This is a genomic window from Bradyrhizobium sp. CCBAU 53351, assembly GCF_015291745.1.
Taxonomy (GTDB): domain Bacteria; phylum Pseudomonadota; class Alphaproteobacteria; order Rhizobiales; family Xanthobacteraceae; genus Bradyrhizobium.
Window position 1 is genome coordinate 2941576 of record NZ_CP030059.1, and the last position, 19642, is coordinate 2961217.

Here is a 19642-nt window from a genome sequence, read left to right on the forward strand (position 1 = left end):
CGCCACACGAGAAAAGAGGGGCGGGTTACGCGTCGCTAACCCGCCCTACAAGGTCCGCGCTTGCCGCGGCATCGCACGAACCAACCCGGACCGCCGATGGCCTTTTACGTCGTACAGTTTCTGACCGGTCTCGCCAGCGCGGCGTCGCTGTTCCTGGTGGCCTCGGGTCTGTCGATCATCTTCGGCGTGACGCGGATCGTGAATTTTGCGCATGGCGCCTTTTACATGATCGGCGCCTACATCGCCTTCACGCTGACCGAGCGCCTGTCGGGCGCGTTCGGCTTCTGGGGCAGCATCGTGCTGGCCGCGCTGGCCGTGGCGCTGATCGGCGTGCTGGTCGAGATGGTGCTGCTGCGCCGCATCTATCACGCACCAGAACTGTTCCAGCTGCTCGCGACCTTCGGCCTGACCTTGATGGTCGAGGACCTCGTGGTGCTGATCTGGGGTCCGGACGATCTCGTCGGCCGCCGCGCACCGGGCTTCAAGGGCGCGGTGGATTTCTTCGGCCAGAACATCCCGAGCTACGACCTGTTCCTGATCGTGCTCGGGCCCGTCGTGCTCGGCATTCTCTGGCTGCTGTTCCAGCGCACGCGATGGGGCGTGCTGGTGCGCGCGGCGACGCAGGACCGCGACATGGTCGCGGCGCTCGGCGTCAATCAGAAATGGCTGTTCACGTCGGTGTTTGCGGTCGGCGTCTTCCTCGCCGCGCTCGGCGGTGCGTTGCAGATCCCGCGCGATGCCGTCCATCACGCCATGGATCTGCGCATCATCGTCGAGGTCTTCGTCGTCGTCGTGATCGGCGGCCTCGGCAGCATCATCGGGGCTTTCGTCGCAGCGGTGCTGGTCTCCGAACTCAATGCTTTCGGCATCCTGATCTTTCCGAAGATCTCCATCATCCTGGTCTTCCTGGTGATGGCGGTGGTGTTGATCGTGCGGCCCTGGGGACTGTTCGGCAAGCCGGAGGCTGCCGCGCGCAAGACGCCGGGCCTTACCGTCAATCCGTGGCGGCCGTTGACGTCGAACGAGCGGCTCGCGGCGCTGGCAGCTCTCGTCGTCGCGGCGATGTTGCCGCTGTTCGCCGGCAATTATGCGCTGACCGTCGGCTCGGAGATCGCGATCTTCGTCATCTTTGCCGTCAGCCTGCACTTCCTGATGTCGGTCGGCGGGCTCGCGTCGTTTGGCCATGCCGCTTATTTCGGCCTTGGCGCCTATGGCATCGCCTTCCTCGCCAAGATGGCGGGGCTGCCGATGATCGTCTGCCTGCTGCTCGGGCCGCTGCTCGGCTGCATGGGCGCGGCCGTGTTCGGCTTCTTCGCCGTGCAGCTCTCCGGCGTCTATTTCGCGATGCTGACGCTGGCCTTCGCACAGATCGTCTGGTCGATCGCGTTCCAGTGGGTCAGCGTCACCGGCGGTGACAACGGCATATTGGGCGTCTGGCCCTCGAGCTGGGCCGCGAGCCCGTCGCATTTCTATTGGCTTTCGCTCGGCGTCGCCGCGCTCGTCACCATCGCGCTCCGGGCCATGGTGTTCTCGCCATTCGGCTACGCGCTTCGCGCCACGCGCGACTCGCTTCTGCGCAGCGAAGCGGTCGGCATCAACGCCAAACGCATTCAGTGGACGGCCTTCGTGATCGCGGGCACCACCGCCGGTATCGGCGGCGCGCTGTTCGCGTATCTCAAGGGCAGCGTCTTCCCCGACAATCTCGGCATCTCGCTCTCGGTCGATGCGCTCGTCATGGTGCTGCTCGGCGGCGTCGAGACGGTGTCGGGCGCGGTGATCGGCGCCATCGTCTACAAGGCGCTCAACATCTGGCTGGTCAGCCAGACCGATCTGTCAAAACTCGTGCTCGGCGGCTTCATCGTATTGATCGTTGTCGTCTTCCCCAAGGGCATCGTCGGCATGCTGGAGATGCTGGCGCAGCGCCGCCGGAAGTCCTCGCCGCCGGGATCGTCCCTGCTCGCCAAGCCGATCGAGTCCGCCGAATGAGCGTTGCACCCACACTTCTCGCGGTCGAAGGCCTGACCAAATCCTATGGCGGCATCCACGCCGTGCGCGGCGTCTCGTTCTCGCTGCGCGCCGGCGAGATCCTGGCGCTAATCGGGCCGAACGGTGCGGGAAAAAGCACCTGCTTCGACATGCTCAACGGCCAGAACAAGCCTGATACCGGCCACGTCCGCCTGCTTGGCGAGGAGATCACGGGCAGGAAGCCGCGTGAGGTCTGGCGGCTCGGCGTCGGGCGCACCTTCCAGATCACCGCGACCTTCGCCACCATGACCGTGCGCGAGAACGTGCAGGTCGCGCTGATCTCGCACGGCAAGCAGCTGTTCAATCCGTTCGGCTCGGCACCGAAGTTCGATCGCGCCGAGGCCGGCCGTCTGCTCGAACTGGTCGGCATGGGCGGTTACGCAGATCGCCCCTGCGGCGAGCTTGCCTATGGCGATCTCAAGCGGCTCGAGCTTGCGGTGGCGCTCGCCAACCAGCCGAAGCTCCTGTTGATGGACGAGCCGACCGCCGGCATGGCGCCGCGCGAGCGCGTCGATTTGATGCGGCTCACGGCGCAGATCGCGCGCGAAAAATCCATCGGCGTGCTCTTCACCGAGCACGATATGGACGTGGTGTTCGAGCATGCCGACCGCATTCTCGTGCTTAATCGCGGCACCCTGATCGCCGAGGGCTCGCCGGCCGAGGTGCGCGGCAATCCGCAGGTGCAGGCGGTCTATCTCGGCGAGGGCCTCGTCTACGATGCCCGCCATCGCGAAGGGGCCTCGGCATGAAGCTCACGGTGCAGGACCTCAACAGCCATTACGGCCCGGCGCATATCCTGTTCGACATCGGCTTCGAGGTCGGGGAGGGTGAGGTGGTGGCGCTGCTGGGACGGAACGGCGCCGGCAAGTCGACGACGTTCCGCTCGATCGTCGGCCTCGTCGCGCAGCGCTCCGGTCGCATCACGTTCGAGGGCAAGGACGTCTCGTCAAAGCCGACCCACGAGATCGTGCGCGAGGGGCTCGGCTATGTGCCGGAGGAGCGGCGTATCTTCACCGATCTGACGGTAGAGGAAAATCTTGAAGTCGGCCGCCAGCCGAAGCGTCCGAACGCTCCGCACTGGACCCGCGAAAAGCTGTTTGCGCTGTTTCCCAATCTCGGCGAGATGAAGAACCGTCCGGGCGGCCGCATGAGCGGCGGCGAGCAGCAGATGCTCACCATTGCGCGCACGCTGATGGGCAATCCGTCGCTGGTGCTGCTCGACGAGCCCTCGGAAGGCCTGTCGCCGAAGATCGTGGAGCAGATGGTCGATGCCATCCTGACCATGAAGAAGGAGGGCGTCAGCATCGTCGTCTCCGAGCAGAACCTGCATTTCGCGCGGCTGATCTCCGATCGCGCCTATATCATCGAGCGCGGCCGCATCTGCTTCGGCGGCACCATGGCCGAGCTCGATGCGCGTCCGGACATCCGCGACGCGCATCTGTCGTTGTGAAGGCAAAGGGAAGAGGCAGCGGACGGATGGCCAGAAGCGTTGCGGCGAAGAAGAGCATCAAACCGGCAAAACCGCCTTACGTGCTCGACGAGCAGGTCGGCTTCATCCTGCGCCAGGTCTGGCAGCGTCACAGTGCGATCTTCTCCCGCGACATCGGCACCAATCTGACCCCGACGCAATGGGCGGCATTGTCGAAGCTCGCCGAGACCGGTGCGTGCTCGCAGAACCAGCTCGGCCGTCTCACGGCCATGGATGTCGCCACTATCAAGGGCGTGATCGACCGCCTGACGGCGCGCGGCCTCACCGAGACCAGCCAGGATCCCGAGGATGGCCGGCGGCTGCTGGTGAGCCTGACGCGGGCCGGTCAGCAGCTTGCGGAGAAGGTTGCGCCGAATGCGCTTGCCATCACCCGCGAAACGCTGGCGCCGCTGGACGCCAAAGAGCGCGAGACGCTGATGGCGCTGTTGAACAAGTTGCGGTAGCGACGGTGATTTGAACGTTCATGTCTTGCCCGGCCACTTTGCGCGGTACCTGATTTCGCTGCCATCCGCGAGCCGCCGCCAGGTTCCAAACTCCGGCGTATGCGGCGCGCGGGCGCTCAAGTCGATCGGATAGATTCGGCTCGGTTGGCCCTGGATGTCGACCGCGAGTTGCCGATGCGAGGTTCGAAACGCGAGCTCGACCTCGCCCGCGATGACAGCCTGGTCGCCATCGCGATAAGACGCGGCCTGGTTCACTTTTCCCGGCATGGTGTTGAGGTCGGTCTGCAGTTCGATGGCTATGCCCTGCTCTGATGTCGGGACCCTTACCCCTGCAGGGAAACGGACTTCGAACACGAGCAGGGGATTGGCGCCGTTCCGGTTGAGCCAGGGCGTCGCCGTCGCATACGCATAGGCAATGTAGATGCCGATCCCGGCGATGCAGAGCAGGGCGAGGACGCCGAGCGACTTCAAGCTATTGCTGGCGATGCTGCCACTGCTGGTTTGCTTGCCCGCACTCCCCATCAGCCAGTTGGCGAGCACGGCGCCGGCGATCGCTCCCATGGGGGAGTAAACGAGCAGTCCCAGCAGCCCCGATGTGATCGGGTCTGCCCGGTTGCCGAAATCGACCAGGGAGAGCAGCACGAAAGTCGCAACATAGCCCGCCATTGCGGCGACAACGCCGATAGCTACGCGAGATGAGCTCTTCATGTCTCCTCGATGGGTCCAGCAATGAACTGCCGCCGCCGAGGGCTGCCTGCGTTAGACGCAGCAGGCCGCAGACTTGTTCAACGCCTCCGAGAGAGGATGCTGAGCGGTGCGCCGCTCCGGCTGCGTCACTTCGCCACCACCTCCGGCACTTTCCCCGCCGGCGGCGTGTTGCGGCTGCGCTGGGTGCGCACGATACCGTCGATGATGGTCATGCCGATGCCGGGGAGGTCGCCGAGCTGGACGCTCTCCAGGATGTTCTTGCCGGGCGAGTGCTGCGCCTTGTCCATGATGACGAGGTCGGCGGAGCGGCCGACCTCGATCAGGCCGCAATCGAGTTCGCGCATCCGGGCGGTGTTGCCTGTGGCGAGGCAGAAGGCGAGTTCGGCCGGCAGCTCCCCGAGCGAGGACAGCATCGAGACCATGCGCAGGATGCCGAGCGGCTGCACGCCGGAGCCGGCGGGCGCGTCGGTGCCGAGGATGACGCGGTGCAGATCGCCCATCTCGCGCGCGGTGCGCAGCGTGAACAGCGCCGAGCGTTCATTGCCGTTGTGCACGAGCTCGAGCCCGCGCTTGCAGCCCTCGCAGATGCAGCGGATCTGGTCGTCGGGCAACGCGGTGTGGCCGCCATTGATGTGGCCGACCACGTCGGTGTCGGCCTCCAGCACCACATCCTTGTCGATCAGGCCGGAGCCGGGGATCGAGGGGCCGCCGGTGTGGATCGTGCTCTGGATGCCGTATTTGCGCGCCCAGCCCACCATCTTTCGTGCGGTCGGGCCGTCCTTGACGCCGCCGAGGCCGACCTCGCCGAGCAGCTTGACGCCGTTGGCGGCCATCTCCTTGAAGTCTTCTTCCACCATCTCGCATTCGATGACAGGTGCGCCGGCGTGAACCTTCACGCCGCCGGGACGCAAGGTCCAGAACGCGCGCTGGGCGAACACGGCCATGGCCTTCAAGCCGACGACATCGCGCGGGCGGCCGGGCATGTGCACCTCGCCGGCGGAGATCATCGTGGTGACGCCGCCGTGCAGGTAGCTGTCGATCCAGTTGATCTGGTTCTGCCGCGGCGTCCAGTCGCCGGCGACGGGGTGGACGTGGCTGTCGATCAGGCCCGGCGCCACCGTGGTGCCCTGGGCGTCGACGATGGTGGTCGCGCCTTCGATGTCGACGTCCTTGAAGCGGCCGATCGCGGTGATCTTGCCGTTCTCTGCGACGATGGTGTCGCCGTCCAGGATCGGCTTTTCCAGGGCGCCGGACAGGATCAGGCCGATATTGCGGATCACGAGCTTCGAGGGTCCGGTGGCCTGGGGTGCGTCATGCGCCATGGAAGGGGCTCCTTATTCCTAACTGCAACGCTTTCGATCTTGGGCAGCCTTGACCGCGGGATCAAGCGGGATTATTCATTAGTATACGAATGATCGTGTACAAACGACGCATAGCTGGACCGCCTCGACACCCGCAATTGACGCGACAGGGAAGGTGAGATGAGCAATTTCAATCAGGAAAGCGTTTTGAGCGTCCACCATTGGACCGACACGCTGTTCTCCTTCAAGACCACCCGCAGCCCGACCTTCCGCTTCCGTAACGGCGAGTTCACCATGATCGGGCTCAAGGTCGGCGAGAAGCCCTTGCTGCGGGCCTACAGCGTCGCCAGCGCCAATTACGAGGACACGCTGGAGTTCTTCTCGATCAAGGTACCGGATGGACCGCTGACCTCGCGCCTCCAGCACCTGAAGGAAGGCGACGAGATCATCGTCAGCCGCAAGGCCACCGGCACGCTCGTCATCGACAATCTGGAGGAGGGGCGGAACCTCTACCTCATCGGCACCGGCACCGGCCTCGCGCCGTTCCTGAGCGTGATCAAGGACCCCGAGACCTACGAGCGGTTCGAGAAGGTGGTGCTGCTGCACGGCTGCCGGCACGTGAAGGAGCTCGCCTATGGCGAGATGATCACGCAGACGCTGCCGAAGGACGAGCTGATCGGCGAGTACATTCGCGAGCAGCTGATCTACTACCCGACTGTGACCCGCGATCCCTTCCGCAACCGCGGCCGCATCACCGATCTCATCACGTCGGGCAAGCTGTTCGCCGATATCGGCCTGCCGGCTCTGGAAGCCGCCCACGATCGCGTCATGATCTGCGGCAGCCCGGCGCTCGTGACCGATACCCGCGTGCTCCTGGGCGAGCGCGGCTTCGCCGAGGGCAATCATGGCGAACCGGCCCAATTCGTGGTCGAAAAGGCCTTCGCCGAGCGCTAAGCCCGCAATAAGACCGTATTTTCGCCGTCGGGCAGGCGTTGCGGCGTCGATTCGGCGCTTGATACACTGCGGGAGCGAATCAGCGGAGTTCCCACATGGTTGCGGACAGCGACAGCAACATCGCCTGGCACCGGGTCCAGTTGAAGAAGAACCGCGCCGAGTTGAAGGCGGTGGAGACGGCGCGCTTCACGATGGGCGAGATTGCCTCATCGAAGCGCAACGGTCAGACCCAGAAGACCATCGCGGAACTCAAGCGGAAGATCGCGCAGTCGGAACGCGTGATCGCCGACCATGACAAGCGCACGCGCCGTCCGCTCGGCACCGACATGCAGAGCCTCAGCAATGGCAGCTGGAGCCACTGGGACTCCTATACCAACCAGCAGCAGCGCAAGACCGGCCAGCGCTCGCCGGGGCGCGGATAGTCGCACCTCGTTCGCAGCCTCCTTGCACCGGCCGCGCCGCGCACCATCTGGGTGACACGCCAGCAATCAGTCCGGTGATCCCATGACAGTGCGCCTCGATTTCACCAGCGAGGCCTTCTTTCGCGATCCGCCCAAGGTCATTGCGAGCTTGCGCATGTCCGGGCCCGTGGTCGCGACGCGATTCCCTCTCATCGGCGACGTCTGGATCACCACGACCCATGACGCGACCGCGCAGGTCCTGAAGGGCGGCGCGACCTTCACGCTACGCAAGGAAGACGGCGACGTCGCCGGTCTGCGCTGGTGGATGCCGCGATACGTCAGGACCATCGCCAACAACATGCTGACGATGGACGAGCCTGACCATACCAGGCTGCGCAGCATCGTGGATGAAGCCTTTCGCCGCCGCGCGATCGTCGCCATGGAGCCGCGCATCCGTGCCATCGCCGACGGTCTCGCCGACGAGCTGTTCTCGGCGGGACGTCCGGCCGATCTCGTCCAGCGCTACGCCCGCATCCTGCCGCTCGCGGTGATCTCCGAACTCCTGGGCTTGCCGCCGGCGGACCGGCCGAGATTCATCGCCTGGGCCAACGAGATGTCCTCGCTGACCAATGTCGTCAGCTTTTTCCGCCTGTTGTGGGCGTTCCGCAAGATGCGCGCCTATCTCGAACGGCAATTGCAGATCGCCCGTGTGCAGGGCGGCGAAGGCCTGATTGCCGAACTGATCCAGGTCGAGCGCGAAGGCGGCGAGATCTCGCCGGACGAGATGGTCTCGATGGTGTTCCTGCTGCTCGCGGCGGGTTCCGAAACGACCACGCACCTCATCAGCGGTTCCGCCTATGAGCTCCTCAGAAGTCCGGGCTTGCGCGATTGGCTGGAGCAGGATTGGAGCCGTATCGGGCTTGCGGTGGAGGAGTTCCTGCGCTTCGTCTCGCCAGTGCAGTTCTCCAAGCCGCGCTATGTGCGGCGGCATGTCGAGGTCGAAGGTGTCCGTCTGAAGAAGGGCGATCGCGTCATGGTGATGCTCGCCGCCGCGAACATGGATCCGGCGATGCACGACCGCCCCGAAAGCCTCGATCTCGAACGCAAGCCGAACCGTCACTTGTCGTTCGGGACTGGAATCCATTTCTGCCTCGGCCACCAGCTCGCGCGCATCGAGGCGGCTTGCGCGCTGGAAGCGCTGTTCGTGCGATGGCCCAAGCTTGGCTTGGCCGTCGACCCCGTCGATGTCCACTGGCGCAAGCGGCCAGGGCTTCGTGCCATCGCAAAGCTTCCTGTCACGCCAGAGGGGCGCGGAACACATGCCGCGGCGTCTGAGGGCGCGATCGTTGATCGCTCCCTCGCGCGCGCGGACTGAGACGTCTGGATTCGGCAAATCGTCGCTGGTTGTGATCTGCCAGGAACGGTCCCCAGCGCTTGCTGTTGTCATCGGGACTGCGGGCACGCCATGGAACAGGCTCCGCATCCGAGGTTTCCACATCTCCCGGAGGTCAAATCATGACCAGCAAGATGCCACCTATTCCGCCGGAAAATCAGAGCCGCAAGGGAACCGGCGACAGCAAACAAATGTCCGCTGATCAGACGCCGCGCGGCCAACAGCGCGCGGAAAATCCGGACCAGCAGGGACAGCAGGGCAACATCAAGCAGAACACGACCAATCAGGGATATCAGCAAGATCGCTGAGGAAGGCGACATTCCATGTCGACATCCACCAAGACACCAAGCAGCATTCGCCAGGGTGGCCCCGGTGCTTCGCACGAGAACGCGAAGGCGCCGCTGGAGGTCAAGAAGCCGCCGGCTGACAATGCGCAGCGCAGCCATAGCCGCGTCTCGGGTGGCGGAGGCGAGCAGGACTCGCATCACGCGCACGACGAGGCGGGCAAGGGCGGCGGCAGATAAAGAGTGAATCCGATGCGAGGCCCGCAACGGAAGCCTTAACGAGGATCACGGCAAGAGGAGAGACCGATGCCATCTGGGCACGGCAGCAAGACGCATTTCAGATCCGGCATGCATGGCAAGGGCGACGGCACCGGCGGCATGACCGAAATCCCCAAGGAGATGATCGGCGACAACATGGTCCTGTCCAACCGCGACAAGAAGCAGCATTCGGACATCCGCGGCATGGACGGCAAGACGATCCAGACCGAACAATATCAGGATCATTCAGCCAACCGGCTCGACGGGAAGCCGGAGGCTGACGAGACCTGAGAGCGTTCCTCCCCGACCAACTCGCGGACCGATGTTCAGCCGGTCCGCTTTTTTGTCGGCGCGAGATCGCGCTCCCAGCCGAACACGGAGCGGCCGTCGAGATCGGGCGAAGCCGCGCGCTCGCCGGCGATGTAGGCCTCAACGGATGGTCCGTGCGCGGACCGCTCCAGGCGCCGTGCCTGATCGTCGAGCCGTTTCATCGCCTGCATTTCCTCGTCGCGTCCGAGCTTGGCGTTCTGGATCGCGTCCTTCAACACGCGAATGGTCTCGTCATAGACCTTGATCGGGACGGGATAGGGATGCCGGTCCTTGCCGCCATGGGCGAGCGAGAAGCGCGCGGGGTCCTTGAAGCGATAGGGCGCGCCGTGCACGACCTCCGCGACCATCGCGAGTGAGCGAACGGTGCGCGCGCCGACGCCGGGCGTCAGCAGCAATTCCGGGAAGTCGACCGGGCCGCGCTCGGCTGCTGCGGCGAGCGTGCCGTGCAGGCGGCGCGCGAACACGTCCTTGGGCCTGACATCGTGATGCGCGGGCATGATCAGATGCGGCAGCATGGCCTGCGCCGGCTCGGGCGCGGTCCCGGCCAGCCGTTCGAATTCGGAGACGATGCGATCGGGGCCGAGATCCCCCAAGAGATCGAGCTGCGCGCTACGCGAGACGTCGGCGCGATGGTCGGTGAGATTGACGATCTCGCCCTGTTGCGGCCCGTCGATCGCGCTATGCGGCGTATCGACGAAGCTCTTGAGCGCCTCGGAATGCCAGTGATAGCGGCGAGCCTGGCGCTTGTCGCCGTTCATGCCCTGCTGCACCACGGTCCATTTGCCGTCGGCGGTGACGAAGAAGCCGTGGAGATAGAGGTCGAAGCCGTCCTGCACGGCCGCGCTGTCGACCTTCGCCACCAGGCGGCTGGCGCGGGTCAGCTTCGCGCCATCGAATCCGACGCGCTCGCCGAGCTGCATCAGCTCGTCCGGTGTCTTGCGCGAATGCTGGCCGCGGCCGCCGCAGACATAAATCCCGAGCTCGTCCTGAAGCGGCCCCAGCCCGCGCTTCAACGCGCCGATCACCGAGGTCGTGATCCCCGAGGAGTGCCAGTCCATTCCCATCACGGCGCCGAACGACTGGAACCAGAACGGATGGGACAACCGCTGCAGAAATGCATCACGACCGTAATGATGCACGATGGCCTGCGTGACGATCGACCCGAGCGAAGCCATGCGGCTCGCCAGCCAGGGTGGAACCCGTCCGGTGTGCAAGGGAAGATCGGCGCTGCCGCTACGTCGAGTCATGGGTGCCGCAAATTAGCCCAGTTCGGCAACGCTTGCACCTGGGGAATGCTGCGTTGCACAGGGCGGGGGAGCGAAGCCGGCCGCGATGCGTTGAGCCGGCTACGCGAATACAAGGACGGGGACAGCAATGAATTGGCAGGCTCTCATGGCCGACATCGACAGGATGTTCGGCTGGATACCGTCGTGGTTCATCGGCCTCGGTCTCGTTGTGGGAGCGATGCTCCTTGCGCTGTCGTTGTACCGGATCGCCACATGGCTGCTGAACCGCGCCTTTGGCACCCGCCTTCCGCTTCTCGGCGTGTTCATCGAACGCACGTCCGGTCCGGCCCAGCTGGCGCTATGCCTGGCCGCCGTTGCATTGGTTCTGCCGCTTGCGCCGCTCGACGACAACATCCGTACGCCCTTGATGCGGCTGTTCGTCGTCGCCGTCATCGCCCTGATCGGCTGGATCTCGATCAGGGTCGTCGATATGAGCGCGGCGCGCTACCTGCAGAATTTTCGCGATGTCACTGAGAATTTCGTCGCGCGCAAGCACGTCACGCAGGTCCGCGTGTTCAAGCGCGTCACCGACACCATCATCGTCGTCATCACTGTGTCCACCGCGCTGATGACGTTTGACTCCGTAAGGCAATACGGCGTCAGCCTGTTCGCATCGGCCGGTGCCGCCGGTATCATCGTCGGTCTTGCCGCGCGGCCGCTCTTGAGCAATCTGATCGCCGGCTTGCAGATCGCGATCACCCAGCCGATCCGCATCGAGGATGCGGTGATCATCGAGAACGAGTGGGGCTGGGTCGAGGACATCGCCTCGACCTATGTCGTGATCCGGCTGTGGGACTGGCGCCGCATGGTGGTGCCGCTGTCTCATTTCATCGAAAAACCGTTCCAGAACTGGACCCGCGACACCGCGTCCCTGATCGGCGTGATCGCGCTCCATGTCGATTATCGCGCCGACGTTCCGCGCATCCGGCGCTGGCTGGAGGATGCGGTGAAGCAGTCCAAGCTCTGGGACGGGGCGGTGGTCAATCTCCAGGTGATCGACGCGGACTCGCGCACCATCGAGCTGCGGGCGCTGGTCAGCGCGCGGAACGCGCCGCAATCCTGGGACCTGCGCTGCGAGATGCGGGAGAAGTTGATCGCATTCATCCGCGACGAGATGCCGGAGGCGCTGCCGCGCGATCGCGCGATCCTGATCCCGTCGGCCAACGACGATGGCGATCTCCTCCAGCGCGTCGCACCGCAGAGAATGCGGGCGAGCGCGCGCAATTGACCCTCCGCCCGATCAGCCGGCGCCGACCACGGCCGCGTCGGCCGGCCCCTGCGCGCGCGGTCGCCGCTTGCGCAATGTCCGTCGCGCCCAGATCAGGAGGCCGGTCGACAGCAGCGTCAACAGCGCGATTGACGTCACGACATTGAGCGGCGAGGCGATCAGGGCCGACCAGTTTCCTTCATGGATCAGGCGCGGCCAGTTGCGCGGCAGCGGTGTGACCTCAGACGATGTGACGGCGTAGGCGCGCAGCTCTCCGCCATCATACAGTCTCGCCATCATGCTGCCCCCGCGGATGCGGATCGAGATCACGTGCGACAGCTCGTGCGAGCCTGCGACCATGCGTATCGCATCTGGCAGGGCGAGCGGGCGGCCAGCCGCGGCGGGCGCAGGTGAAGTCTGAAAAGTCAGACCGAACGCCATGCAAAGGCCGGTCAGCGGGCTGAGCAGGATCAGCGGCAGCGTGAACCAGGCGGTTGCCTTGTGCCATCCCGAGAGCGTGTTGCGCAGCCGCGGCAGTCCCATGACGATACCGAGCAGCAGGATGATCACCATCGCCAGCGTGGATGCCGTCACCAGCCAGGCCTGCCCCATGAGACGTTCATGCGTGAACCGCGCCCAGAGGAAGACATTCGACAGGGTTGAACCCGCCGCGGCGGCTTCGCCGGTTGCAAGATCGATTGCGGGCACGCTCGTGCCCTGCAGGGTCATCCGCCGGCTGGCTGCATTGATCGAGAGTCCGCGCGCCTTGCCGTCGGGGTCATACCGCTTCACCAGCTCGACGACACGGCCGGCGTCGATCGCGGGACCGCCAATGCCACTCGTTTGCACGAGCGGCTCGATGGACAGGATGAGGCCGGTGACGATGATCGCGAACAGGGGAAGAGCAAAGACCAGATGATCCAGCGATGCAGTCGCAACAATAATGGTTTGCTCATTCGTCGTCCTCGGTGTTCTCAGGACCGTGCTCGCGCAGAGCCGTGCAAAACACAAATGACGCTTTGTCCATGTTGTTGCGTTGATTTGCAGCAACGGAATTAAAGTTCGCTGATGCATATTTCAGTCGCGCGCAGCCTCACTGCGCGCGGATGTTGGCAGCCTTCAGCACCGGCTCCCATTTGGTCGCCTCGGCGTGCATATAGGCGTCGAACTCCTTGGCGGAGGAGCCGACCGGAGTCGCGCCGATCTTGCCGAGCGTCGACAGGACGTTTGCATCCTGCAGCGCAGCCTTGAGATCGGTCTCGAGCTTCGCGACGATCTCGGGCGGCATCTTGGCCGGACCGAGAACGCCCCACCAGACCGAGACGTCATAGCCGGGGATGCCGGATTCCGCGACGGTCGGCACGTTGGGCAGCGCCTTGGAGTGTTCGGCCGAGGTCACGGCGAGCGCCCGCACCGGGCCGCCTTCGAGCTGGCCGATCGCTTCGGCGAGCGGGTTGATGCTGAGCGGGATCTCGCCGGCGATCACGGCCGTGAGCGCCGGCGCGCCGCCCTTGTAGGGAATCGCGACGATCTTGGTGCCGGACATGTGCTTGAGCAGCTCGCCGGCGAGATGAGCCGAAGTGCCGTTGCCGGACATGCCGTAGGAGAGCTTGTCCGGCTCTTTCTTCGCCGCAGCGAGCAGATCGCCGAGCGTCTTGTAGGGACTGTCCTTGGCCACGACGATCGCGAGCGGCGAGGAGGCGACTTCCGTGATGGCCGTAAAGTCCTTGAAGGTGTCGTAAGGCACGCTCGGATAGATGAACTGGTTGAGCGGATGGCCGCTCGCCACCAGGATCAGCGTGTAGCCGTCGGGCGCGGCCTGCGTCAGCGCCTGCGAGGCGACGATGCCGCCGGCGCCGGGCCGATTGTCGACCACCGGCTGCTGGCCCCAGGTCTTGGCCAGCGCCTGGGCGAGCGTGCGCGCGAGCACGTCGACCGCGCCGCCGGCCGCGTAAGGCACCAGGATGTGGACCGGCTTGCTCGGATAATTGTCTGCCTGCGCGGCGCTGCTCGCGAGCAGCAAACCGGCACCGAGCATCAGACGGCCGATCTTCTTGTTCAAACCCAGCATTTCCCAGCACTCCTAAGGGCATTCGCGCACGATCGCACGCTGCCCGTGGTTTTTGTTGACGAGACCTGATCTTTTGTACGATAGTACAAATCACATGGTACGCAAGCCCACCAGCAAGGAAACGGCCCGGAAGCCGAATATGCGCGAGGCAATCCTCGCCGCGGCCGAGGAGCTCTTCGCCACCAACGGCTTCAATGCCGTCTCGGTGCGCGACATCGCCCAGGCCGCCGGAGCCAATCCCGGCAGCGTGACCTATCATTTCAAGACCAAGGACGGCCTGCTGCTGGAGATCTATCGGCGCCATTGCGGGCCGATGAACCTGCGCCGTTCCGAGTTGCTCGCGGCGGCGAGGCGTGTGCGCGATCTCCAGGACCGGCTGGAAGCGATCGTGCGCGCCTATGTGGTGCCGGCCTTCACCTCGGGCAGCGATCTCGCCGGCGGCGGGGCGCGCTTCACGCGGCTGCGCGCTGTGATGTCTGCGGAAGGCAACGAGGTCGCGCGAAAGATCATCGCGCAGACATTCGACGACACCAGCCACGCCTTCATCGATGCGATCCACGAGAGCCTGCCGCACATCCCGCGCACCGACATCGTCTGGCGCAGCCACTTCCTGCTCGGCGCGCTCTATTATTCACTGGTGACGCCGGACCGCGTTTCGCGCCTGTCGCGCGGCGAGGCCGATGGCGGCGATCCCGCAGGGGCCATCGAGCAACTGGTGCAGGCGACGGTTGCCTCGTTCCAGGCGCCGCCGCTCGATCAGGCCGCGCCGGCACGGCGCCGGCCGGTCGTCAGCAGCAAGACCTGAAAGAAGCCACCGAGGGGAGGCGCGTAGCGCTTCCGCTCGCAAGCGGACGATGTGACGGGGTGTTGGAGACATGAACAGGCGGGAGTGCTTGCATCTTTTGACCGGCTTGGCAGGCGCCGCGCTCGCGAACGAAGCGCGCGCGCAAGGCGTGGAGCCGAAAGTCATGCCGACGATCACGCCACCGGATCCGCATCCCAAGATTCCGTCATTCAAGCTGCCGGCGAAATCCTGCGATAGCCACACCCACATCTTCGGCCCGGCGTCCCGTTATCCCTTCGCGGAGAAGCGCCCCTACAACACGGCCGATGCGCCGCTGGAAGCGTTCCGCAGCGTGCATGAGACAATCGGCGTCGAGCGCTGCGTCATCGTGAATGCGACCGTGCACGGCACCGACAATCGCGTCGTCACCGATGCCATCGCCCAGAGCGAGGGCGCCTATAAGGGCATCGCCAACGTCAATGACGAGATGAGCGAGAAGGAGCTGGCGGCGCTCGACAAGGCCGGCATCTGCGGTTGCCGCTTCGCTTTCCTCAAGCGCCTCGGCGGCGTCGGCGACATGAACAAGTTCCAGCGCATCGTGCACCGTGTCGCCGAGCTCGGCTGGCATATCGACGTCTATTTCGAGCCGGGCACGATCGCGGAATTTGCGCCGATCCTGACCGCGCTGCCGACGCCCTACGTGATCGACCACATGGGCACGGTGCAGGCCGCGAAGGGGCTCGACGATCCCGGCTTCACGGCGCTGCTCGACCTTCAGAAGAAGGACGAGAAGTGCTGGGTGAAGATCACCGGCCTTGAACGGGCCTCGAGCGCCGGCAAGCCGTTCCACGACGCCGTGCCGTTCGCGAAGGCGCTGATCGACAATGCGCCCGACCGTGTGCTCTGGGGCACGGATTGGCCGCATCCCAACGTCAAGGTCATGCCGAATGACGGCGAGCTCGTCGACCTGATCCCGCTCTACGCGCCCGACGCAAAGATCCAGCACAAGCTGCTGGTCGACAATCCCGCGCGCCTGTTCAAATTCTGCTGATGAACATGATGTACACGCCGACCATTCCGCCGCCCGATCCGAACACGCGCACGCCGAAGTTCAAGCTGCCGAAGCTGTCTTGCGACGCGCATTGTCACATCTTCGGACCCGGCGCGAAATACCCCTACGCGCCCGACCGTTCCTACACACCGCCGGATGCGCCGCTCGAGGATTTCAGGGCATTGCACGCCAAGCTTGGTGTCGAGCGCGCGGTCATCGTCAACGCCAGCGTGCACGGCACCGACAACACGGTCGCGCTCGATGCCATCGCGCAGAGCAACGGCGCCTACCGCGCGGTCGCCAATATCGACGACACCATCACCGAAAGCGGGCTTCGCGTGCTGCACGAGGGCGGCTTCCGCGGCTGCCGGTTCAATTTCGTCCGGCATCTCGGCGGTGTTCCCGACAAGCGCGCGTTCGACCGCATCGTCGCGATGGTCACCCCGCTCGGCTGGCACATCGACCTGCATTTCGATGCGATCGACCTGCCTGACTATGCCGACATGCTGACAAAGCTGCCGCTGAGTTACACCATCGACCACATGGGCCGGGTGAAGGCCTCCGAAGGGCTCGACCAGCTTCCGTTCAAGATCCTGATCGAGCTGATGCGGCGCGACGAGAAATGCTGGGTCAAGATCTGCGGCTCGGAACGGGTGTCGTCGGCCGGTCCGCCATTCACCGACGCGGTGCCTTTTGCGCGAAAAATCGTCGAGACCGCGCCGGACCGCATTATCTGGGGCACGGACTGGCCGCACCCCAACGTCAAGGCGATGCCGAATGACGGCGACCTCGTCGATCTCATTCCGCTGTTCGCACCGGAGCCGGAGCTTCAGCAGAAGATTCTCGTCGACAATCCTGCGCGCCTGTTCGAGTTCGACCGATGACGGCGCTCTCGATCGACAAGCCGCGCGGCCGCGCCTGGTGGAAGGAGCTCTGGATCCAGGTGCTCATCGCCATGGCGGCCGGCATCGCGCTTGGGATCGTCAGCCCCGAGGCTGGCGCCAAGATGCAGCCGCTGGGCGATGCCTTCATCAAGGCGATCCGGATGCTGATCGCGCCGATCATCTTCTGCACCGTCGTGCACGGCATCGCCCATATGGCCGACATGGCGCGCGTCGGGCGCGTCGCGGTCAAGGCGATCGTCTATTTCGAGATCATGACCACGATTGCGCTGATCATCGGCCTCATTGCGGTCAATCTGCTCAAGCCCGGTGCCGGCATGAACATCGATCCTGCCAGCATCAATGCCAGCGCGATCGAGCCTTACGTCAAGCAGACCGGTGCGATCGGCTTCGTGCCGTTCCTGATGAACATCGTGCCTGCAACCTTCATCGGCGCCTTCGCCGAGGGCAACATTCTGCAGGTTCTGTTCATTTCGGTGCTGTGCGGCTTTGCTCTGGTGCAGCTCGGCGAGCGCGGCGCGCCGCTGGTTCATCTGATCGACGTCGCCGCCAAGATGGTGTTCGCGGTGGTCGGCTTCGTGATGTGGGCCGCGCCGATCGGTGCGTTCGGCGCCATTGCCTTCACGGTCGGCAAGTTCGGCGTCGGCTCGCTCGCCTCGCTCGGAAAGCTCCTGGGCGGCTTCTATCTGACGTGCCTGGTGTTCATCGTCGTGGCGCTCGGCCCCGTCGCGCGGCTCTGTGGCTTTTCGCTGCTCAAGCTGATCCGCTATATCTGGGAGGAACTGCTGATCTGCGTCGCCACGACCTCGTCCGAGACGGTGTTGCCGCGGATGCTGATCAAGCTGGAGAAAGCCGGCTGCGAGAAGAGCGTGGTCGGGCTGGTGATCCCGACCGGCTATTCCTTCAATCTCGACGGCACGTGTCTTTACCTCGCCGCGGCCTCGGTGTTCCTGGCGCAGGCGACCAACACGCCATTCGGGCTCGCCGAGCAGATCGAGTTGCTGCTGATCCTGCTGGTGACCTCCAAGGGTGCGGCGGGAATCGCCGGGGCGGCCTTCGTCGTGCTGGCGGCGACCCTGTCGGCCACCGGCACGATTCCCGTCACCAGCGTCGCGCTGGTGCTCGGCATCCATCGCCTGATGTCGCAAGGGCTGACCCCGACCAATCTGATCGGGAACGCGGTTGCGACCATCGCGATTGCCAAATGGGAGGGCGCGCTCGATGTCGAGCGCCTGAGGCGCGTGCTCGACGGTGAGGAACAGGCGGCCGTCGCAGCTTGAGGAACTTGCTCCCCGCATGAAGCAGGGAGCCTATGATGCTTACGAATGAAATAGGGGAGTTCGTCCCATGAAGACAGGTCTCGTGGTCACCGCCCATCCCGGCGATTTCGTCTGGCGCGCCGGCGGCGCCATCGCGCTGCATGCGAAGAAGGGCTATCGCATGAAGATCGTCTGCATGTCCTTCGGCGAACGCGGCGAGAGCCAGTTCGCCTGGAAGGAGAAGGGCGCGACGCTGGAATCGGTCAAGGCCGGCCGCAAGGACGAGGCGGAGCGGGCGGCCAGGCTTTTGGGCGCCGAGATCGAGTTCTTCGACTGCGGCGACTATCCGCTGAAGCTCACGGAAGCGCATTTCGACCGCATGGTCGACATCTACCGCGAGCTCAACCCCAGCTTCGTGCTGACGCACGCGCTGGAAGATCCCTATAATTTCGATCATCCCAATGCGGCGCATTTCGCGCAGGAGACGCGTGTAGTCGCGCAGGCGATGGGCCACAAGCCCGGCGCGCAATACAAATACTCCGCGCCGCCGGTGTTTCTGTTCGAGCCGCACCAGCCGGAGCAATGCAACTACAAGCCGGACACGATCCTCAAGATCGACGAGGTCTGGAAGGAGAAATACGAAGCGTTCCAGATCCTCGCCGCGCAAAAGCACCTCTGGGGCTATTACGAGCGCGTCGCGCTCAACCGCGGCATCCAGGGCAGCCGCAACACCGGCGTGCCCATGACTTATGGTGAGGCCTATCAGCGCCTGTTCCCGACGGTTGCGGAGGAGCTTGCATGAAGCCGATCGTCGTTCGCAACATCAAGCGTGCCGATCCCGCCGGCATGGCCGAATACGGCGTCTCGACCGTGCACGAGGCCTATGGCCGCATCGGTCTGATGAAGCCCTATTTGCGGCCCGTCTGGCCGGGCGCTGCGATTGCCGGTCCCGCCGTCACCGTGCTGGCGCAGCCTGGCGACAATTGGATGATCCATGTCGCGGTCGAGCAGTGCAGGAAGGGCGACATCCTCGTCGTCGGCTGCACCACCGACAATACCGACGGCATGTTCGGCGAGCTGCTGGCGACCTCGCTGCAGGCGCGCGGCGTGCAAGGCTTGATCATCGATGCCGGCTGCCGTGACGTCAAAGCGCTGCAAGAGATGAAGTTTCCGGTGTGGTCGCGCGCGATCTCGGCCAAGGGCACGGTCAAGGCCACGCTCGGCTCGGTCAACGTCCCCGTTGTCTGCGCCGGCGTCAACGTCGATCCCGGCGACATCGTCGTCGCCGATGACGATGGCGTCGTCGTGGTGCCGAATCGCTATGCCGCCGAGGTCGCCGAGAAGGCGAAGAAGCGTAACGCGGACGAGGGCGGCAAGCGCAAGCGGCTCGGCTCCGGCGAGCTCGGCCTCGACATGTACAACATGCGCGAGGCGCTGGCGAAGGCGGGTCTCGTCTATGTCGACAATCCCGAGGATGTCTGAAGGTTAGCGGAGCG

Annotated in this window: 21 protein-coding genes and 1 pseudogene; 17 read left to right on the forward strand and 5 right to left on the reverse strand. The window is 64.8% G+C overall.

The genetic code is table 11. The features are described from left to right. Positions 1-96: 96 nt before the first annotated feature. From XH83_RS13665 to XH83_RS13680, 4 genes are read left to right on the forward strand one after another with little or no spacing between them, the layout of a single operon-like run. Positions 97-1986 (forward strand): ABC transporter permease, encoded by a 1890-nt coding sequence (locus tag XH83_RS13665; protein ID WP_194407493.1) that lies wholly within the window; start codon positions 97-99, stop codon positions 1984-1986. Beyond that, complete coding sequence (locus tag XH83_RS13670) at positions 1983-2774, forward strand: ABC transporter ATP-binding protein (RefSeq protein ID WP_194407494.1); 792 nt, start codon at positions 1983-1985, stop codon at positions 2772-2774. Before XH83_RS13665 ends, XH83_RS13670 begins: the two co-directional genes overlap by 4 nt. Further along, positions 2771-3475, forward strand: a complete 705-nt coding sequence (locus XH83_RS13675) for an ABC transporter ATP-binding protein (protein ID WP_172786252.1) — start codon at positions 2771-2773, stop codon at positions 3473-3475. Before XH83_RS13670 ends, XH83_RS13675 begins: the two co-directional genes overlap by 4 nt. Before the next feature lie 26 nt (positions 3476-3501). Then, complete coding sequence (locus tag XH83_RS13680; RefSeq protein WP_194407495.1) at positions 3502-3957, forward strand: MarR family winged helix-turn-helix transcriptional regulator; 456 nt, start codon at positions 3502-3504, stop codon at positions 3955-3957. Positions 3958-3975: 18 nt separating this feature from the next. Here XH83_RS13680 and XH83_RS13685 read toward each other — a convergent pair whose 3' ends face one another. Then, positions 3976-4665, reverse strand: a complete 690-nt coding sequence (locus tag XH83_RS13685) for a hypothetical protein (protein WP_194407496.1) — start codon at positions 4663-4665, stop codon at positions 3976-3978. Between the two features lie 125 nt (positions 4666-4790). Continuing rightward, positions 4791-5987: an amidohydrolase family protein gene (locus XH83_RS13690; RefSeq protein ID WP_194407497.1), complete on the reverse strand. Its 1197-nt coding sequence runs from the start codon at positions 5985-5987 to the stop codon at positions 4791-4793. Positions 5988-6146: 159 nt separating this feature from the next. Between XH83_RS13690 and XH83_RS13695 the strand changes: the two genes are divergently transcribed. The 6 genes from XH83_RS13695 to XH83_RS13720 all read left to right on the forward strand — a co-directional run bounded on the left by XH83_RS13695 (position 6147) and on the right by XH83_RS13720 (position 9547). Continuing rightward, entirely contained in the window at positions 6147-6920 is a 774-nt protein-coding gene (locus XH83_RS13695; protein WP_194407498.1) for a ferredoxin--NADP reductase, read from the forward strand. Positions 6921-7015: 95 nt separating this feature from the next. Beyond that, positions 7016-7342, forward strand: a complete 327-nt coding sequence (locus XH83_RS13700) for a hypothetical protein (RefSeq protein ID WP_194407499.1) — start codon at positions 7016-7018, stop codon at positions 7340-7342. A gap of 82 nt (positions 7343-7424) precedes the next feature. After that, positions 7425-8696, forward strand: coding sequence for a cytochrome P450 (locus XH83_RS13705; protein ID WP_194407500.1), 1272 nt, complete (start codon positions 7425-7427; stop codon positions 8694-8696). A 140-nt stretch (positions 8697-8836) separates the two neighbouring features. Next, positions 8837-9022 (forward strand): hypothetical protein, encoded by a 186-nt coding sequence (locus XH83_RS13710; RefSeq protein WP_194407501.1) that lies wholly within the window; start codon positions 8837-8839, stop codon positions 9020-9022. Positions 9023-9037: 15 nt separating this feature from the next. Further along, positions 9038-9238 (forward strand): hypothetical protein, encoded by a 201-nt coding sequence (locus tag XH83_RS13715; RefSeq protein ID WP_194407502.1) that lies wholly within the window; start codon positions 9038-9040, stop codon positions 9236-9238. Positions 9239-9304: 66 nt separating this feature from the next. Further along, a complete protein-coding gene (locus XH83_RS13720) occupies positions 9305-9547 on the forward strand; it encodes a hypothetical protein (RefSeq protein WP_194407503.1) in 243 nt (80 codons plus the stop codon). A 35-nt stretch (positions 9548-9582) separates the two neighbouring features. Here the strand turns inward: XH83_RS13720 and XH83_RS13725 are convergent, their stop codons facing one another. Then, complete coding sequence (locus tag XH83_RS13725) at positions 9583-10833, reverse strand: DUF763 domain-containing protein (protein ID WP_194407504.1); 1251 nt, start codon at positions 10831-10833, stop codon at positions 9583-9585. 127 nt (positions 10834-10960) lie between these two features. On the opposite strand from XH83_RS13725, the gene XH83_RS13730 reads away from it, so the two are divergent. Next, positions 10961-12100, forward strand: a complete 1140-nt coding sequence (locus XH83_RS13730; RefSeq protein WP_194407505.1) for a mechanosensitive ion channel family protein — start codon at positions 10961-10963, stop codon at positions 12098-12100. A gap of 12 nt (positions 12101-12112) precedes the next feature. Here the strand turns inward: XH83_RS13730 and XH83_RS13735 are convergent. Together XH83_RS13735 and XH83_RS13740 are read right to left on the reverse strand one after the other, a co-directional pair. Next, positions 12113-13035, reverse strand: a pseudogene (locus XH83_RS13735) (PepSY domain-containing protein). Between the two features lie 137 nt (positions 13036-13172). Next, a complete protein-coding gene (locus tag XH83_RS13740; protein WP_194407506.1) occupies positions 13173-14150 on the reverse strand; it encodes a tripartite tricarboxylate transporter substrate binding protein in 978 nt (325 codons plus the stop codon). Positions 14151-14244: 94 nt separating this feature from the next. Here XH83_RS13740 and XH83_RS13745 point away from each other — a divergent pair, with 94 nt between their 5' ends. From XH83_RS13745 to XH83_RS13770, 6 genes are all read left to right on the forward strand, one after another. After that, the gene (locus XH83_RS13745) at positions 14245-14955 is read left to right on the forward strand and encodes a TetR/AcrR family transcriptional regulator (protein WP_194407507.1); all 711 of its coding nucleotides are present in this window, start codon (positions 14245-14247) and stop codon (positions 14953-14955) included. Between the two features lie 70 nt (positions 14956-15025). Then, entirely contained in the window at positions 15026-15985 is a 960-nt protein-coding gene (locus XH83_RS13750; protein ID WP_194407508.1) for an amidohydrolase, read from the forward strand. Further along, positions 15985-16869: an amidohydrolase gene (locus tag XH83_RS13755; protein ID WP_194407509.1), complete on the forward strand. Its 885-nt coding sequence runs from the start codon at positions 15985-15987 to the stop codon at positions 16867-16869. The genes XH83_RS13750 and XH83_RS13755 overlap by 1 nt, the downstream gene beginning before the upstream one ends. After that, positions 16866-18167, forward strand: a complete 1302-nt coding sequence (gene dctA / locus XH83_RS13760; protein WP_194407510.1) for a C4-dicarboxylate transporter DctA — start codon at positions 16866-16868, stop codon at positions 18165-18167. The genes XH83_RS13755 and dctA overlap by 4 nt, the downstream gene beginning before the upstream one ends. Positions 18168-18234: 67 nt before the next feature. Continuing rightward, positions 18235-18948, forward strand: a complete 714-nt coding sequence (locus tag XH83_RS13765) for a PIG-L deacetylase family protein (protein WP_194407511.1) — start codon at positions 18235-18237, stop codon at positions 18946-18948. Then, positions 18945-19628 (forward strand): 4-carboxy-4-hydroxy-2-oxoadipate aldolase/oxaloacetate decarboxylase, encoded by a 684-nt coding sequence (locus XH83_RS13770; protein WP_194407512.1) that lies wholly within the window; start codon positions 18945-18947, stop codon positions 19626-19628. The genes XH83_RS13765 and XH83_RS13770 overlap by 4 nt, the downstream gene beginning before the upstream one ends. The last annotated feature ends 14 nt before the right edge of the window (positions 19629-19642 follow it).

Excerpts from the sequence above, each read along its gene's own strand:
- XH83_RS13665 (WP_194407493.1), top strand. The coding sequence starts at position 97 with ATGGCCTTTTACGTCGTACAGTTTCTGACCGGTCTCGCCAGCGCGGCG.
- XH83_RS13670 (WP_194407494.1), top strand. The coding sequence starts at position 1,983 with ATGAGCGTTGCACCCACACTTCTCGCGGTCGAAGGCCTGACCAAATCC.
- XH83_RS13675 (WP_172786252.1), top strand. The coding sequence starts at position 2,771 with ATGAAGCTCACGGTGCAGGACCTCAACAGCCATTACGGCCCGGCGCAT.
- XH83_RS13680 (WP_194407495.1), top strand. The coding sequence starts at position 3,502 with ATGGCCAGAAGCGTTGCGGCGAAGAAGAGCATCAAACCGGCAAAACCG.
- XH83_RS13685 (WP_194407496.1), bottom strand. The coding sequence starts at position 4,665 with ATGAAGAGCTCATCTCGCGTAGCTATCGGCGTTGTCGCCGCAATGGCG.
- XH83_RS13690 (WP_194407497.1), bottom strand. The coding sequence starts at position 5,987 with ATGGCGCATGACGCACCCCAGGCCACCGGACCCTCGAAGCTCGTGATC.
- XH83_RS13695 (WP_194407498.1), top strand. The coding sequence starts at position 6,147 with ATGAGCAATTTCAATCAGGAAAGCGTTTTGAGCGTCCACCATTGGACC.
- XH83_RS13700 (WP_194407499.1), top strand. The coding sequence starts at position 7,016 with ATGGTTGCGGACAGCGACAGCAACATCGCCTGGCACCGGGTCCAGTTG.
- XH83_RS13705 (WP_194407500.1), top strand. The coding sequence starts at position 7,425 with ATGACAGTGCGCCTCGATTTCACCAGCGAGGCCTTCTTTCGCGATCCG.
- XH83_RS13710 (WP_194407501.1), top strand. The coding sequence starts at position 8,837 with ATGACCAGCAAGATGCCACCTATTCCGCCGGAAAATCAGAGCCGCAAG.
- XH83_RS13715 (WP_194407502.1), top strand. The coding sequence starts at position 9,038 with ATGTCGACATCCACCAAGACACCAAGCAGCATTCGCCAGGGTGGCCCC.
- XH83_RS13720 (WP_194407503.1), top strand. The coding sequence starts at position 9,305 with ATGCCATCTGGGCACGGCAGCAAGACGCATTTCAGATCCGGCATGCAT.
- XH83_RS13725 (WP_194407504.1), bottom strand. The coding sequence starts at position 10,833 with ATGACTCGACGTAGCGGCAGCGCCGATCTTCCCTTGCACACCGGACGG.
- XH83_RS13730 (WP_194407505.1), top strand. The coding sequence starts at position 10,961 with ATGAATTGGCAGGCTCTCATGGCCGACATCGACAGGATGTTCGGCTGG.
- XH83_RS13740 (WP_194407506.1), bottom strand. The coding sequence starts at position 14,150 with ATGCTGGGTTTGAACAAGAAGATCGGCCGTCTGATGCTCGGTGCCGGT.
- XH83_RS13745 (WP_194407507.1), top strand. The coding sequence starts at position 14,245 with ATGGTACGCAAGCCCACCAGCAAGGAAACGGCCCGGAAGCCGAATATG.
- XH83_RS13750 (WP_194407508.1), top strand. The coding sequence starts at position 15,026 with ATGAACAGGCGGGAGTGCTTGCATCTTTTGACCGGCTTGGCAGGCGCC.
- XH83_RS13755 (WP_194407509.1), top strand. The coding sequence starts at position 15,985 with ATGAACATGATGTACACGCCGACCATTCCGCCGCCCGATCCGAACACG.
- dctA (WP_194407510.1), top strand. The coding sequence starts at position 16,866 with ATGACGGCGCTCTCGATCGACAAGCCGCGCGGCCGCGCCTGGTGGAAG.
- XH83_RS13765 (WP_194407511.1), top strand. The coding sequence starts at position 18,235 with ATGAAGACAGGTCTCGTGGTCACCGCCCATCCCGGCGATTTCGTCTGG.
- XH83_RS13770 (WP_194407512.1), top strand. The coding sequence starts at position 18,945 with ATGAAGCCGATCGTCGTTCGCAACATCAAGCGTGCCGATCCCGCCGGC.